Annotated in this window: 12 protein-coding genes; 3 read left to right on the plus strand and 9 right to left on the minus strand. The window is 72.5% G+C overall.

Going from position 1 to position 14,813, the window contains the following annotated elements:
* Window positions 1–56: 56 nt before the first annotated feature.
* The 4 genes from F4562_RS07855 to F4562_RS07870 form a co-directional block, all read right to left on the minus strand.
* Window positions 57–1,112 carry a 2,3-butanediol dehydrogenase gene (locus tag F4562_RS07855; RefSeq protein WP_184542103.1) on the minus strand — a complete coding sequence of 352 codons (1,056 nt, stop codon included), beginning with the start codon at window positions 1,110–1,112 and terminating at the stop codon, window positions 57–59.
* Between the two features lie 96 nt (window positions 1,113–1,208).
* A complete protein-coding gene (locus F4562_RS07860; protein ID WP_184542105.1) occupies window positions 1,209–2,327 on the minus strand; it encodes an acetoin dehydrogenase dihydrolipoyllysine-residue acetyltransferase subunit in 1,119 nt (372 codons plus the stop codon).
* Between the two features lie 49 nt (window positions 2,328–2,376).
* Window positions 2,377–3,393: an alpha-ketoacid dehydrogenase subunit beta gene (locus F4562_RS07865; protein WP_184542107.1), complete on the minus strand. Its 1,017-nt coding sequence runs from the start codon at window positions 3,391–3,393 to the stop codon at window positions 2,377–2,379.
* A gap of 12 nt (window positions 3,394–3,405) precedes the next feature.
* Window positions 3,406–4,401, minus strand: coding sequence for a thiamine pyrophosphate-dependent dehydrogenase E1 component subunit alpha (locus tag F4562_RS07870; RefSeq protein WP_184542109.1), 996 nt, complete (start codon window positions 4,399–4,401; stop codon window positions 3,406–3,408).
* A gap of 346 nt (window positions 4,402–4,747) precedes the next feature.
* On the opposite strand from F4562_RS07870, the gene F4562_RS07875 reads away from it, so the two are divergent.
* A complete protein-coding gene (locus F4562_RS07875) occupies window positions 4,748–5,395 on the plus strand; it encodes a hypothetical protein (RefSeq protein WP_184542111.1) in 648 nt (215 codons plus the stop codon).
* Window positions 5,396–5,400: 5 nt separating this feature from the next.
* Here the strand turns inward: F4562_RS07875 and F4562_RS36240 are convergent, their stop codons facing one another.
* From F4562_RS36240 to F4562_RS07890, 3 genes are all read right to left on the minus strand, one after another.
* Complete coding sequence (locus F4562_RS36240) at window positions 5,401–6,063, minus strand: response regulator (RefSeq protein ID WP_184542113.1); 663 nt, start codon at window positions 6,061–6,063, stop codon at window positions 5,401–5,403.
* A 189-nt stretch (window positions 6,064–6,252) separates the two neighbouring features.
* A complete protein-coding gene (locus F4562_RS07885) occupies window positions 6,253–7,902 on the minus strand; it encodes a serine/threonine-protein kinase (RefSeq protein WP_184542116.1) in 1,650 nt (549 codons plus the stop codon).
* Window positions 7,902–9,449: a S1C family serine protease gene (locus F4562_RS07890; RefSeq protein ID WP_184542118.1), complete on the minus strand. Its 1,548-nt coding sequence runs from the start codon at window positions 9,447–9,449 to the stop codon at window positions 7,902–7,904. The genes F4562_RS07885 and F4562_RS07890 overlap by 1 nt, the downstream gene beginning before the upstream one ends.
* A gap of 183 nt (window positions 9,450–9,632) precedes the next feature.
* Between F4562_RS07890 and F4562_RS07895 the strand changes: the two genes are divergently transcribed.
* Together F4562_RS07895 and F4562_RS07900 are read left to right on the plus strand one after the other, a co-directional pair.
* A complete protein-coding gene (locus F4562_RS07895; protein ID WP_184542120.1) occupies window positions 9,633–11,681 on the plus strand; it encodes a hydantoinase/oxoprolinase family protein in 2,049 nt (682 codons plus the stop codon).
* The gene (locus F4562_RS07900; RefSeq protein WP_184542122.1) at window positions 11,678–13,387 is read left to right on the plus strand and encodes a hydantoinase B/oxoprolinase family protein; all 1,710 of its coding nucleotides are present in this window, start codon (window positions 11,678–11,680) and stop codon (window positions 13,385–13,387) included. Before F4562_RS07895 ends, F4562_RS07900 begins: the two co-directional genes overlap by 4 nt.
* Window positions 13,388–13,454: 67 nt before the next feature.
* Here the strand turns inward: F4562_RS07900 and F4562_RS07905 are convergent, their stop codons facing one another.
* Together F4562_RS07905 and F4562_RS07910 are read right to left on the minus strand one after the other, a co-directional pair.
* Window positions 13,455–14,039 carry a Uma2 family endonuclease gene (locus tag F4562_RS07905; protein WP_184542124.1) on the minus strand — a complete coding sequence of 195 codons (585 nt, stop codon included), beginning with the start codon at window positions 14,037–14,039 and terminating at the stop codon, window positions 13,455–13,457.
* A gap of 68 nt (window positions 14,040–14,107) precedes the next feature.
* Complete coding sequence (locus F4562_RS07910) at window positions 14,108–14,764, minus strand: adenosylcobinamide amidohydrolase (protein ID WP_184542126.1); 657 nt, start codon at window positions 14,762–14,764, stop codon at window positions 14,108–14,110.
* Between the last annotated feature and the right edge of the window lie 49 nt (window positions 14,765–14,813).

Here is a 14,813-nt window from a genome sequence, read left to right on the forward strand (position 1 = left end):
AGGAGGCGGGCCGCACCGGCCCGGAGCACGTCGCCCGGCCCGGTGCGGCGTCCCGGTCACGGCCGGATGAGGATCTTGACGTGCTCCTCCTTGTTGCCGATCAGCTCACGGAAGCCCCCGTCGACGATGTCGTCCAACGGGACCCGCGCGGTGATGAACCGCTCCGCGTCGATCTTCCCGTCGGCCAGCAGCCGGATCGTGTCGGGGTGGTCGTCGCAGTAGGCGAGCGTGCCCAGGAGGTTGACCTCCTTCATCACCAGGTCGTTCATCTGCACGGTCGCCGGTCGGCCCCAGATGGCCACGTTCACCACCGTGCCGCCCGCCCGCACGGACGCGACCGCCTGGGCGAGCACGCGGTCGATCCCGGCGCACTCGAACGCGACGTCGGCGCCGGCTCCCCCGGTCAGGTCCGCCACCGCGGCGGGCACGTCGGTCACGGCCGGGTCCAGCACGACGTCCGCCCCCGCTCCGGGCGCCTTCGCCTTGCGCGCCGCCGCCGGTTCCACGACGACGATCCGCCCGGCCCCGGCCGCGCGCAGGCAGGCCACGGTGACGAGCCCGATCAGCCCGGCACCGAAGACGACCGCGGTCTGACCGGGCCGCACGCCGGACAGCCGCACGGCGTGGTAGCCGACGGCGAGCGGCTCGACGAGCGCGCCGAGGTCCGTGGGGATCTCGCCGAGCGGGTGCGCTCTGGCGGCGTCCACCACGCAGTACTCGGCGAAGCCCCCGCCGCCGCCGGAGAGCCCGACGAAGCCGAGGGAACGGCAGGTGTTGTACCGGCCCGCCAGGCAGGCGGGACATTTCCCGCAGGTGTGGTACGGCTCCACCGCCACCCGGTCGCCCTCCGCGAGGCCGGTGACACCCGGCCCGACCTCGGTGACGACACCGGCGAACTCGTGCCCCATGATCACCGGAAGCTCCTCGCCCGTGAGCGGGTGCGGGCTCCCCGCGGGCGGGACGAAGATCGGTCCCTCAAGATACTCGTGCAGGTCGGTGCCGCAGATGCCGCACCACTCCACGCGCACCTTCACCGTTCCCGGGCGGACCTCGGGCTCTGGGACCTCCTCGACGCGGATGTCACCGGGACCGTGGAATCTGGCAGCTCTCATGTCTCTGAACCCCTCTTGCGGAGCCTGACGGCCCATGGGTGTGAGTGACGTGCCGCCGGCGGGGCCGCTGAGGGCCGGTCCCGCCGGCGGGCGGTGTCACGCGCCGGAGAGGAAGCCCTCCAGCAGGCGGTTGACGTCGTTGGCCCGCTCCATGTGCGGGGAGTGCCCGGCACCCTCCAGCACGCTGACCCGGGCACCCGCCGGGGCGTTCGCGGCGTGCGACGGCGGGACGACCTGGTCCCGGTCACCCCACACGACCAGGACCGGGAGCCCGAGCGCGCCGACGTCGCCGGCCAGCACGTGCCGCTGCGCTCCGCCGGGGAACAGCTCGTCGGCCAGCAGCCGGAGCGACGCGCCGACGCCGTCGAGCCGCTTGTACTTCAGGACGTCGTCGACGAGCTGCCGGGTGACCAGCCCCTGGTCGGCGAACAGCCGTTGCAGCACCGGCTTGAGCTCCCGGCGGCTGCCGGCGCCGACGAAGCCGTCGATGTACGCGCCGTCCATCTCGGTGCCGAACCCGGCGCTGCCGATCAGGGCGAGCGACGCGACGCGACGCGGATCCCGCAGCGCCGCCGCCATCGCCACCAGCCCGCCCATGGAGTGCCCGACGAGGTGTGCCCGGTCGATGCCGTTCACCGCCAGGAAACCGAGCAACGTCTGCGCGAGCGAGGCCAGATCCCCCGGCTCGACGTTCTTGGCGGAACCGCCGTGCCCGGGCAGGTCGAGTGCGTAGACGCGGTGCCGTTCCGCCAGGGCGGGGGCGGTGAACAGCCAGTTGCCGAGGTCGCCGCCGAAACCGTGCACCAGGACGACCGGGTCTCCGCTCTCGCCCCACCGGGCGTACCGGATGGCGCGTCCGCCCACCTCGACGGTCTCCGGGCCGGCCTCACCGTCTTCGGTGTCCTCCTCCTCCGGGACGAACCCGGCCTGGAACTCCTCGACGAACCGGTCGATCTCCTCCTCCGGCACGGACGGGTCGGCGACCACGGCGAGCAGCCCGCCGACCGGCACCCAGGCGCCGGTGTCGACGACGCGCCGGCGCACGACGCCGCTCACCGCGGACTCGACCACCCCGTTGATCTTCTCGGTCTCGATCTCCACGACGTCGTCGCCGACGGAGACCTCGTCACCCACGTCGACGATCCACGCGCCGACCTGGCCCCGTGTCATCGACAGCCCCCACTTGGGCATGCCGACCGGCTGCACGTCGCTCATGCCTTCTCCTCTCCGGGAAGCGCCCGCGTGGCGCCGCCGCACCCGCCGCTCATGTGAACTGCCGCACGGTGACCGAGCGGACGGCCTCCGTCACACAGGCGGCGTCCGGCACGTAGACGTCCTCCAGGACCGGGCTGAACGGGACCGGGGTGTGCGGCGGCGTCACGGTGCGGATCGGGGCACGCAGGAATTCGAAGGCCCTGGTCGCGACGAGTGAGGCGATGTCGGCCGCCATGCCGCAGCGCGGGCCGGCCTCGTCCACGACGACGAGCCTGCCGGTGCGTTCGACGCTTTCGAGGATGGTCTCCTCGTCGAGCGGCGAGGTGGTGCGCGGGTCGATCACCTCGCAGCTCACCCCCTCGGCCGCGAGCGTGTCCGCGGCCTCGGCGGCCATGTGCACCATGCGTCCCAGCGCCACGATGGTGACGTCGTCGCCCTCGCGGACGACGGCGGCCTCGCCGAACGGCACGACGTACGCCTCCTCAGGTACCTCGCCCTGCATCGTGTAGAGCACCTTGTGCTCGAAGAAGATCACCGGGTCGTTGTCCCGGATCGCCTGGATCAGCAGGCCCTTGGCGTCGTACGGGGTGGAGGGCAGCACGACCTTGAGGCCCGGGATGTGCGTGAAGAGCGGGTACAGGCTCTGCGAGTGCTGCGAGGCGGCCCGGATCCCGGCGCCGTACATGGTGCGGATCACCATCGGCGTCTCCGCCTTGCCGCCGAACATGTATCTGAACTTCGCCGCCTGGTTGAAGATCTGGTCGAAGCAGACGCCCATGAAGTCGACGAACATGAGTTCCGCGACCGGACGCAGACCGGCCGAGGCCGCGCCCGCCGCCGCCCCGATGTAGGCGGACTCGCTGATCGGGGTGTCCAGCACCCGGTCGGGGAACTCGGGCCACAGTCCCTTGGTGACGCCGAGCACGCCGCCCCAGGCGTCCTTCTCCTGGTCGGTGCCCATGCCGCCGGCGACGTCCTCGCCGAACACGACGACGGTCGGGTCGCGGCGCATCTCCTGCGCGAGCGCCTCGTTGATCGCCTGCTGGTACGTGATCTTGCGTGTCATCGGGATCTCCCGTCAGTACGAGACGTAGACGTCGGCCAGGACGGCGTCGAGAGCCGGCTCGGGTGCCCGCTTCGCCTCGGCGACCGCCTCGTCGATCAACGTCGCGATCTCACCGTCGATCGCCCTCAGCTCGTCCGCGCCGACGAGCCCGTCGCCCGTCACCCGCCGCTCGAAGAGCAGGAGACAGTCCTTGTTCGCGCGGGCGTCCGGGACCTCGTCGGGATCCCGGTACGTCTGCTGGTCGCCCTCGAAGTGCCCGTAGTAACGCAGCACCTTGCACTCGATCAGCGACGGGCCGCCGCCCGAGCGGGCACGTTCCACGGCCTCGCGCGTCGCCTCGTACACGGCGAAGAAGTCGTGCCCGTCGACCACCGCGCCGGGCAGGCCGAAGCCGTCGGCCCGCTTGGCGATCTCGATCCCGGCCTGGTGGAACATCGGCGAGGTGGCCTCCGCGTAGCCGTTGTTCTCCACCACGAAGATCGTCGGCAGGTTCCACACCGCGGCCAGGTTGAGGCTCTCCAGGAACGTGCCCTGGTTGGAGCCGCCGTCCCCGGTGAACGAGACCGCCACCTGGTCCGTGCCGGTCACCCTGGCCTTGAGGCCGACGCCGCAGACCAGCGGCGGGCCGCCGCCGACGATTCCGTTGGCGCCCAGCATGCCGACCGCGAGGTCGGCGATGTGCATCGAGCCGCCCTTGCCCCGGCAGATCCCGGTGGCCTTGCCGTAGATCTCGGCCATCATGCCCCTGACGTCACAGCCCTTGGCGATGGCGTGACCGTGGCCGCGGTGCGTGCTCGCGATGTAGTCGTCGTCGCGGAGGTTCGCGCAGACACCCGCGGCGATCGCCTCCTCGCCCGCGTACAGGTGGACGAAGCCGGGGATCTCCCCGGTCGCGAACTCGATGTGCAGTCTCTCCTCGAACTCCCGGACGGTGCGCATCACCCGGTAGTACCGGAGTAGGTCCTGTCTGGTCAGGACGTCTGATGCCGCTTGCAGGTCCGCCGTCATTGTGTGCTCCTCGTGGAGACGTGGCCGGAGCCCGGCCGGTCAGCCGAAGTGCCGTGACGGTATGTCCGCCGAAGTTGCATCGGCATCGCACGGGTCCGGGCACCGGGACGGGGCGGGACGGCGAGCGGACACCGGGGCGGGGACGGCGGGCGGCCCCTGGGCGGGGACGGCGGGCGGCCCCTGGGAGGGGACGGCGGGCGGCCCCTGGGAGGGGACGGCGGGCGGACAGCGGAGCAGGGCGGTTACCTCACGCGGGGGACGGCGAATCACCCCCGCGGCGGACGACCCGGCGGGGGCCGGCGGCCTACCGTCCCGGTCACGGCCCCACACAGGCGAGGAAAGTCAGATGATCAAGGACACCGCCGACCTCTGGCGCGTCACCACCGGCGTACTGCTGATCGTCGGCCCATTGCTCGGTGCCCTCATCTGGCTGTTCCCCGTCCCGCCGCAGAAGGACTCGGTGTACGCCACGCTCGAGGACGTGCTGTCCCTCGGGAGCGTCCTGGTGACGGTCGCCGCCCTCATCGGCCTGCTGCGGCTGGTGCGGCACCGGGCGGTGTTCTGGCGGCTGGGCGGCTGGCTGGCCGTCGCCGGCAACGCCCTCCTCTGGGGGCTGATCCTGCTGGACGCACTCGGGGTGGAGGCGGCGCGCGCGCTCTACGAGCAGGACCACCCGCTCGCGGAGGTCGCCGTTCTCCTGCCGTCACTGCTCGGCACGGCCGGAACGCTGATCCTGGTGGTCGGCCTGTGGCGGGCAGGGATCGTCCACTGGCTGGTCCCCGCCATCTGGGCGGCCGTGACGCTGGCCCCCTACCTGGCGGTGACCTTCCTGCTGCTGCTCGTCCTGGTGACGATACGGCCGGTGCTGGATTTCATCCCGCTGCTCCTCACGGTGTGGATCGGAGTGACGGTCCTCCGGATGGGCCGGGAGCACTGGATCTCCCACACCGGCCCCGCCGACCGGGCTCACGCCCCGGCGGGCGGTGAGCGGTGAGCCCGCTATCTGACGGACGCACCCGGCCGCACGACGCCCGACTCATAGGCGAACACCACCGCCTGGGCCCGGTCGCGCAGGTGCAGCTTCATCAGCACCCGCGCCACGTGGGTCTTGACCGTGGCCTCGCCGACGAACAGCTCGGCGGCGATCTCGGCGTTGGTGAGGCCGCGGGCCAGGAAGCGCAGCACCTCCAGCTCACGCGGGGTGAGCTCCGACAGCTGCGGCGGAGGCGCGGGGTCGTGGCGTCCGGCGAAGGAGGCGATGACCCGGGTGGTGACGGCCGGGTCGAGCAGGGCGTCGCCGCCGACCACGACGCGGATCGCCTCCACGAGCTGCTCGGGAGGCGAGACCTTGAGCAGGAAGCCGCTGGTCCCGGCACGCAGGGCGGCGTAGAGGTTCTCGTCGGTGTCGAAGGTCGTGAGCATGACGACCTTCGGCGGGTCCGGCCAGTCCAGCAGCTGCCGGGCGGCGGACAGTCCGTCCATGCGCGGCATCGAGATGTCCATGAGCACGATGTCCGGCTTGGTGCGGCGGGTCACCGCGACGGCCTCGATCCCGTCGGCGGCCTCGCCCACCACCTCCATCCCGGACTCGCTCTCCACGACGAGCTTGAGCCCGGCGCGTACCATCGCCTGGTCGTCGGCGATCACGATACGGATGCTCACTTCTCCTCCTTGCCGGGCGGCTCGGCGCCTCGTACCCGGGTTCGCCCGATCGGCGCACCGGATCCCGGCATCACGCGCAGATACCGGGGAGAGGGCACGGAAACCGCCATGCGGGGAGACTAAACCCTCACGACAGCCTTGCATACAGGACAAAACGCCCAGCCAAGCCGCTCACAAGTCTGCCGCAAGTCAGGATCGCCCGAACGACACGCTCCGTATGAACCGGTTGGCCACCGTGTCGTCACATCTCCCCGGGGCACAGAAGTAGATCATAAGCGCGGGCTCCTCCGGCAGCTCCACGGCCCACCCGGTGAAGTCGAGCTGCCCGCCGCGCTGCGGGTCGGTGATCGACCCCTCCAGGCGCACGGCGGGTTGCCCGCCCACGCTCACCTGGACGACCTCGGAGAAGACACTGACCGTGCCGGGCAGCGACGACTGCAGGGTCTCCTGGAGCTGCTGGGGCCCGCCGCGGGGGTCGAGGGTGTCGAGCGTCTGCGAGTAGAGGCCGGTGGCCTCCTCGGGAGAGCTCTTGATGGTCTCGTTGACGGTCGCCCAGTCGGCGGTGACCGGGGTTCCGAAGAGCGTGCGGAACTCCTCGACCCGGGGCGAGGCCACCACGAACACGTCGGCCTGCTGCTGGAGGGTCCAGCCTTCGGGGTACTGGAACGCGATGGGCACCGCCGGTGACCCCGGGTAGGACTTCCAGCCGTCACCACCCTGCAGGAACGTCACCAGCAGCGCCACCAGCGCGACGATCGCCACCACCGCCGCACCCGCGCCGACGAGGACGCCCTTCCCGCCGCGCCTGCCCGTCTTCGCGCCGGACGCGCGCGTGGCCGCGCCCGCCGCACCGCCCCCGGCCGCCGTACCGGCCACCCCGGCCGGCTCCGGGACGGTCTGCGCGTCCTTCCTCTTCCGCCTGCCCGGCTTCCGCTCCGCCGGCGCCTTCTGCGGCGTCTCGGGCCGCGCGAGCCGGTAGGGGTGGTCGGAGCCGCTGATCGCGTCGCGCAGTTCGGCGACGAAGCGGGTGCAGGTGTCGTAGCGCTGCTCGGGCGACTTGGCCAGGGCTCGCATCATGACGCCGTCCACCTGGAGCGGGAGCTCGGGACGGAGCGTGGTGAGCGGTGTGGGCGGCTCGGCCAGGTGGGCCCAGAGCAGGGCGATCTCGTTGTCGCGCTCGAACGGCAACCGCCCGGCCAGCGCCTCGTAGACCACGCACGCCAGGGCGTACTGGTCGCAACGGCCGTCGATGCGCTCCTTGTTGATCTGCTCCGGCGCCATGTACCGCGGGGTGCCGATGAACTGGTCGGTCTGGGTCAGCCCGGAGATCGAGGTGCGGTGCTTGGTGATGCCGAAGTCGGTGAGGTAGGCGTGGTCGCCCTCGGTGTGCGCGGCGATGAGGATGTTGGCGGGCTTGACGTCGCGGTGGACCAGGTCGTGGGCGTGCGCGGTGTCGAGCGCGGCGGCCACCTGGGCGAAGATCCGGTTGACCTGGCTGACCGGCATCGGGCCCCGGTCATAGAAGAGCCTGCGCAGGTCGGGGCCGTTGACGTAGCGCATCGCGATGTAGAGCGTGCCGTCGTCGGCGGCGTCGGCCTCGTAGATCGGGATGATGTTGGGGTGGTCGATGCTCGCGACCGTGCGGGATTCGAGGACGAACCGCTGGCGGAACCGCTCGTCCTCGCCGAGGAGCGGGTTGAGGATCTTCAGCGCCACCCGGCGGTTCAACCGGGGATCGACCGCGAGGTAGACGACGGCCATGCCGCCTTTGCCGATGATGTCCTCGATGTGATACCCGGCCATCTCCTGCCCGATCAGCGCTCTGTCGTTCACGGACATCACGCCTTGGCGGACTGGCCGCAGAAGCCGCAGAAGCTGTGCGCGGGGCCCAGCCGCATTCCACAGCCCGTGCAGTACTTCTGCACCGGGGTCTCGACCGGTTTGGCGTCGGCCTCGCGGGCGACCAGCACGGGCTGGCCGGGTGAGGTGGAGACCTTGGGCAGCGAGGGGAAGGACCGGCCGACCACGATCGTGGGGTCGGCCTTCTCGTCGAAGGCGGGCCGCCGCGGCATCGGCGGCGGCGCTCCCGGCGGCGCGGACGGGTGAGCGCCGACCGGCACGGGCTGCTCCGCCTCGGGCTCGGGCCCGGCCGACCTGCGGCGCCACAGCAGCACCGTGATCCCGAGCACGGCCAGCACCAGCGCGCCACCGGCGAGGAACGGCCACAGCGGGATCAGCGCGCGGGTGTCGCGGGGGACCGCGGCCTTCACCCCCTCATCCTCGGCGGTGCCGCGCTTCTCCTGGGACGTCTTCAGGTGCGCCGCGGCCACGGTGTGCCCCGGGTAGAGCTCCAGCACCCGCTGGAAGGCCGGCACCGCGTCACCGTAGTACTTGGTGTGGAAACGGGTCAGCGCCTGCTCGAAGGCGACGTCGATCGGCCCGCGCCGGGGCACCACGCCCGCCTCGCCGAGCGCCTTGGTCACCTCGCGGACGCCGATCATCCGGGCGTCCCCGCCGCCGCCGATCAGCAGGCCGACGACCTCGCCTTTCTTGTCCTCGATGACCGGGCCGCCGCGCAATCCCCGGTCGACCAGGGCACCGATTTTCCTGGGCTCGTCGACCTTGTTCTCCGGGTCCTTGAACCCCCGGCCTCCCTCACCGGAGCCGCCCGCCCGCAGGTGGGCGATGTCGACGGTCTCCTTCAGGTTCGCGGCGGGACGCCCGGTGAACCCGGCGACCGCGACCGGCGAGCCCTCCTTGGACGGCACCCCGGCGGCCAGCGGCGCCGTGGGAAGTCCCGCGCCGCCGTCGGCGTGCCCGGTCACCTTCAGCACCGCTGGCGTGTCGGGGGTGCTTCCGGTGTGGGCGATCTCGGCCGTGAACCCCTCCTTGTCAGGGGGCAAGATGTTGGGGAAGACCTTGATCTCGGTGGTGACGTCGAAGATGCAGGTGGCGGTGGGCACCTTGGGCGGGTAGCACTGCTGCAGGTGACGGTTGAGCTGGTCGTCCTTGACGGAGTGCCGCTCGAAGTCGCCTGGGATGTCGACCTTGAAGTGCTCCGCGAAGATCTTGTTGGCGGCGTGGATCCGCATGTCGCGGTCGCTCTTGACCACGCCGGTGAGCGTGACGATGCCCCCTTCGGGGCTGACCACGGTGCCGCTGCCGACGCCGACCGGGACCTCGTAGGAGCGCTCCACGTGCATGAGCTCGCCGAGGTGGTCGAGCAGCGTGACGTCGATCTTCGCCGTGGCCTCGATCCGGACCACCGCGGGGGTCACCAGGTCGGTGATCCCGCTGGGGTGCTCGTGCGCCAGGGCGGGCGCCACCGCGGTGACCGCCAGACAGAGACCACCGGCCACCACCAGTGCCGGACCGAATCGCCGCATCGCCGCTCCCAACGTGGGCTAGGACAAGGGTCGCAAAGAGGAGTCGATAAGTGAACCGTCTGAGCATGAAGGCTTGGCTTTCTTTCCGTCTCGCGGTCCGGGACCTCCCATCTCATAGACAAGCGCTTGCTAGGGAAATAGCCTGCCGTTCGTCGGGACCTTCGGACATCACGGGGAGCGCCGGTGAGCCACGCGATCGGGGTCGACGTCGGGGGAACGTTCACGGACGTGGTGCTCAGCGGGCCCGGAGGCGAGATCTCCGTGGCCAAACGCCTGAGCACCCACGGCGACCCGGCGGACGGGGTCGTCGCGGGGATCACCGCCGTCCTCGGTGACACCGCCCCCTCCTCGGTGACCCGGGTGGTGCACGCCACCACACTGGCCACCAACGCGATCCTCGAACGCAGGGGCGTCCGGGTCGCCTACGTCACGACCCGCGGTTTCCGCTCGGCGATCCCCCTGGGCCGGTACGCCCGGGTCGAGGAGGACCGCTACGACCTGTGGTTCGACCCGCCCGCCCCGCCGGTCGCCGCCGGAGACTGCTTCGAGGTGCCCGAACGGATCGGCAGCCGGGGCGAGGTGCTCGAACCGCTCGACGAGGCGGCCGTGGCCGGGGTCGGCACGGAGATCGCCCGGCGGGGCATCACCACGGCCGCCGTCTGCCTGCTGCACTCCTACGCCAACCCGGCCCACGAACAGCGGGTCGCGCGGATCCTTCGGGTCTCGGTTCCGACCGTGGTGATCTCCTCGGAGGTCTGGCCCGAGCTGCGTGAGTACGAGCGGGCGACCACCACGATCATGTCGGCGTACGTCGGGCCGGTCATGGCCGGATACCTACGGCGCCTGGCCTCGCGGCTGGCCGGCATCGGGATCACCGCCCCGGTGCACGTCATGGACTCCGGCGGCGGCGTGATGTCGGCGGAACTGGCCGCCCGCCGTGCCGTGGCCACGATCGAGTCCGGACCCGCCGCCGGGGTGCTGGCCGCCGCCGCGTCCGGGTACCCGGACGCGATCTCCTTCGACATGGGCGGCACCACCGCCAAGACCTGCGTGATCAGGGACGGCAGACCGGAGATCACCCACGAGTTCCACGTCGGCGGCCGGGGCAGCTTCGGCGGGCGCCGCGCCGGGACGGGGGTGCCGATCAAGACCCCGGCCGTCGACCTGGCCGAGGTGGGAGCCGGCGGCGGGAGCGTCGCCTGGGTGGACGCGGCGGGCACGCTGCGGGCCGGGCCGCGCTCGGCCGGTTCCGAGCCCGGCCCGGCCTGCTACGGGCTGGGCGGTGACGAGCCGACGGTGACCGACGCCAACCTGGTGCTCGGCTACCTGGACCCGGCGTCCTTCGCCTCGGGGACGGTGCCGCTGTCGGCGGACCTCGCCGGCGAGGCCGTCGACCGCCACCTGGCCGGACCGCTGGGGGTCGGCCGGGCCGAGGCCGCGTACGCCGTCCACGAGATCGCCAACGCCTCGATGGGGTCGGCCGTCCACGTGGTGACCGTGCAGCGCGGCATCGACCCCAGGGGGTTCGTGATGGTGGCCTTCGGCGGGGCGGGACCGATGCACGCGGCCCGGGTCGCCTCCCGGTTCGGCATCTCCACCGTGGTCGTGCCCGCGTACTGCGGCGTCGGCTCCGCGGCCGGCCTGCTGACCGCGGACCTGTCCGCCGACCGGGTGCTGTCCGCCCTGGACGCCGACCCCGCGCGGGTCTTCGCCTCCTTGACCGAGGCGGCCGCGGCGGACCTGGACGCCGACCTCGGCTCCCCCGGCGTGTCCGTCACGTGCTCGGCCGACGTCCGCTTCGCCGGGCAGGCCCACGACCTGACCGTGCCCTGGAGCGACTCCCCCGGCGAACTGGCCGCGCGCTTCTTCGCCGGATACCGGCAGGTGTACGGGATCGAGCAGGAGGGACCCGTCGAGATCGTGAGCTACCGCGTCCGCGTCACCCGTGCCGCCCCCGATCCCCCGCCCGCCCGGCGGCCCCCGCCCACGCACCCCCGGCGCCGCCCGGACCCGCCGTGGCCTCCGGCGACGCGGCGGGCGTACTTCCCGGAGGCGGGCGGGTACGTCCCGGTGCCGGTGCTCACCCGGGCCTGTCTCGCGCGGGCGCCCGGAGGGGCGGTCACCGGGCCGGCGATCGTCGAGGACGCCGAGTCGACGATCGTGGTACCGCCGGGGTGGACGGCCCGGCCAGGGCGGAAGGACGCCGTGGTCCTCACCGGGGCGGGCACATGAGCGCGGCGGCCGAGGCGCTGACCGCCGAGGTGCTGCGCAACGCGCTGGTCGTGGCGGCGGAGGAGGCGAGCATCGTGGTGGTGCGGTCGGCCTACTCGACGTTCATCGTCGAGGGGTCGGACGCCTCGGCGGCGATCCTGGACGCGCGCGGACGGCTGGTCGCGCAGTCGACGGCCACCACGCTCATGAACAGCATGGCCCTGAAGGTCGCCCTGCCCGAGCTGCTCGCGGACATCCCCGCCGCCTCGATGCGTCCCGGCGACGTGTTCGCGCTCAACGACCCGTACCGGGGCGGGGTGCACACCAACGACCTGCTCGTCTACCGGCCGGTCTTCGTCGCCGGGGCACCCGCCTACTTCACCGCCACGATGATCCACGTCTCCGACCTCGGTGGTCTGTCCGCGGGCGGGATGGCCCCGCTCGCCACCGACGTCTTCGCCGAGGGCCTGCAGCTCCCGCCGGTCCGGCTGGCCACCGCGCACGGCCCGGAACCCGCGGTCGAGGCGATCCTGCGGGCCAACAGCCGCACCCCGGACAAGGTCGTGGGCGACGTGCGGGCCCTGGTCGCGGGCACCGCGGTCGCCGCCGCCAGGATGGAGGCGCTGCTCGCCGAGTACGGCCCGCAAGGGCTCGCCAGGGGCGTCGACGACTACCTGGACCACACCGAGACCCGCACCCGCGCGGCCCTCTCCGCCCTGCCCGCGGGCCGCCACGAGTCGTCCTACCCGATCGACGACGACGGCCTCGATCCGGCCACCCCGCACACGGTCAGGGTCGCGGTCACCCTGACCCCGCAGACGGGGGCCGCCGTGCTGGACTTCGCGGGCACCGGCCCGCAGGTCCCCGCGGCGATCAACGCCTCGGCGTCGCAGTCACTGGCCGCCGCGGTGTTCGCGATGCGCTGCTTCCTGGATCCGGCCATCCCGATGAACGACGGCTGCCTGCGGGCGATCGAGGTGCGGCTGCCGCCGGGCTCGCTGCTGAACGCGCGCTCCCCCTACCCGTGCGGCGGCCGGTTCGTCCCGATCTACGCGGCGATGGAGGCGGTCTTCCAGGCGCTGTCGGACGCGATGCCGGAGCGGGCCATCGCGGCGAGCGGAATCCTGCAACCCTTCTCCGTCGCGGCCGTCGAGGCGCCGTACTGGATCCACCTGTCCTACGACTTCGGCGGGGTGGGCGCCCGGCAGGGCAAGGACGGGCCGGACGCCACGGGCGTGCACTTCGGCGTCGGCCGCAACTCGGTGCCGCAGGTCGAACCGGTGGAGACCCGCTGCCCGCTGGTCGTGGAATCGGTGGAGATCGTCCCCGACTCCGGTGGACCCGGTCGCCACCGCGGCGGCCTGGGCTCCCGGACGGTGATCCGCTTCCTGGCCGACGCCCACGTCACCACCCGGGGCGACCGGCTGCGCAACGCCCCGCCCGGCCGGTCGGGCGGCCTGCCGGGAAGGCTCGGCGGCTTCTACCGGCGGCACCCCGACGGCTCGCTGGAACGCCTCCCCTCCAAGGTCAACAACGCCCGCTTCGCCGCCGGGGAGGCCCTCGTGATCCAGACGACCGGCGGCGGCGGCATCGGCCCGCCGCGTGAACGCCCGGTGGCGGAGGTCGTGGCCGACCTCGAAACGGGCCGCGTCACCCCCGCGGGTGCCCTGGCCGACTACGGCGTCGTCCTCCGCCCCGACGGCACCGGCCTGCGCACTCCCCCGTGACCGCGCACGCCTCCCCCTCGCCGGCGCACCCGCGACGCGGCCGCGCCAACCGGGCTGCCCACCGGGCTCACGTCCGGGGCAGGAGGAGCGCTCCGGGGTCGAACCGCACCTCGAAGGGGGCGAGCAGGGCCGCCGTCTCCCCCGCCTCGTGTCTCTCCGCGGGCTTGTACTCGTCACCGGCCAGCTCGTGGACGTGGATCGACGGCCCCTCCCCCAGCTCGACCCGCCAGTAGACGGGGATGCCCGCGGCGGCGTAGGCGGCCCTCTTGAGGTGGCGGTCGCGTGCCTCGGTGGTCGGGCTGACGATCTCGACGGCCAGCAGGACGTCTTCCGGCCGGAACATCAGCTCCGTCTCCGCGACCGCCGCCGCGGGCACCACGACCAGGTCGGGGATGAAGAAGTCACGGCGGCCCACCCGGAGGTTGACCTCCTGGAGGGGCTGGAACTCCGCCGGTGCGGCGTCTTCCAGAATCCGAACGAGACGTAGGCTCACAAACTGATGCATGGGGGTGGGAGAGGGACTCACCAGTAGGCTCCCGTTGAAGAGCTCGTAACGGTTCCCGTCGTCGGGGAACCTCAGCAGGTCGTCGACAGTGAACGGCGGCTCTCCTTGAAGAACCGTCCGCCTGGTCGTCGGCTCCGTCGTCGCCATCGCGGTCACCTGCCCAGTATCGGGAGTCTCGCTTCCACGCACATGCTACTTCCGATAATCACCTCACCTCAGGTAGCCGAACCGTCACGGTCCGCCCAGTCGAGGGCTCCCCGGAGCACCGCGGCGTGGACGGCGCGGGCGATCCGGGCTCCCCAGGTGGAGCGGGGGCCGCCGAAGGGCTCCTCGGGGCCTGCGGGGACGCGGTCGAGGGCGACCACGCAGACGGCGTCGGAGGCGGTGCCCGTACCAGGGAAGCCGATCTCCGCCAGTGCCTGCGCCTTGGCCTCGGTCACCGTCATGACCGCGTTGACCAGGGCGGCGTCGCTCATCGAGACCGGGACCGCGACGATGATGTTGATCGTGCCCGGCAGACGCATGGGGGCCGGCTCGGGGTCGGGGACGCCCTCGGGGGCGGCGGCCCAGGTGGGGACGCGCAGGCCGACGGTCGCCACGGCCTCGGCTCCCCCGTCGCACGCCCGGGTGAACCGCTCGACCGAGGCCGCGGTGAGCATGCCGACGCCGGGACCGGGCGGTGCCAGCTCCCGCAGGTGCGCGACCGGGTCCATCCGTGAGTACCCGGCGACCACCTGCGCGTTGAGCGCCCAGGAGACCGGGCCGATGCCGCCGCCCAGCACGGCCGAGGAGATCGCCCGCCGGCCGGGCCCGAACTCCCACAGCAGCGAGGCCAGCCGGGCCCCGTCCTCGACGCGGTGGCTCAGCTTCACGGGTGCTCCGGGGGAGGTTTCGAGGGAGGTGACGCCCCCTGCCGCGGGA

Source organism: Streptosporangium becharense, assembly GCF_014204985.1.
GTDB classification, from domain to species: Bacteria; Actinomycetota; Actinomycetes; order Streptosporangiales; family Streptosporangiaceae; genus Streptosporangium; species Streptosporangium becharense.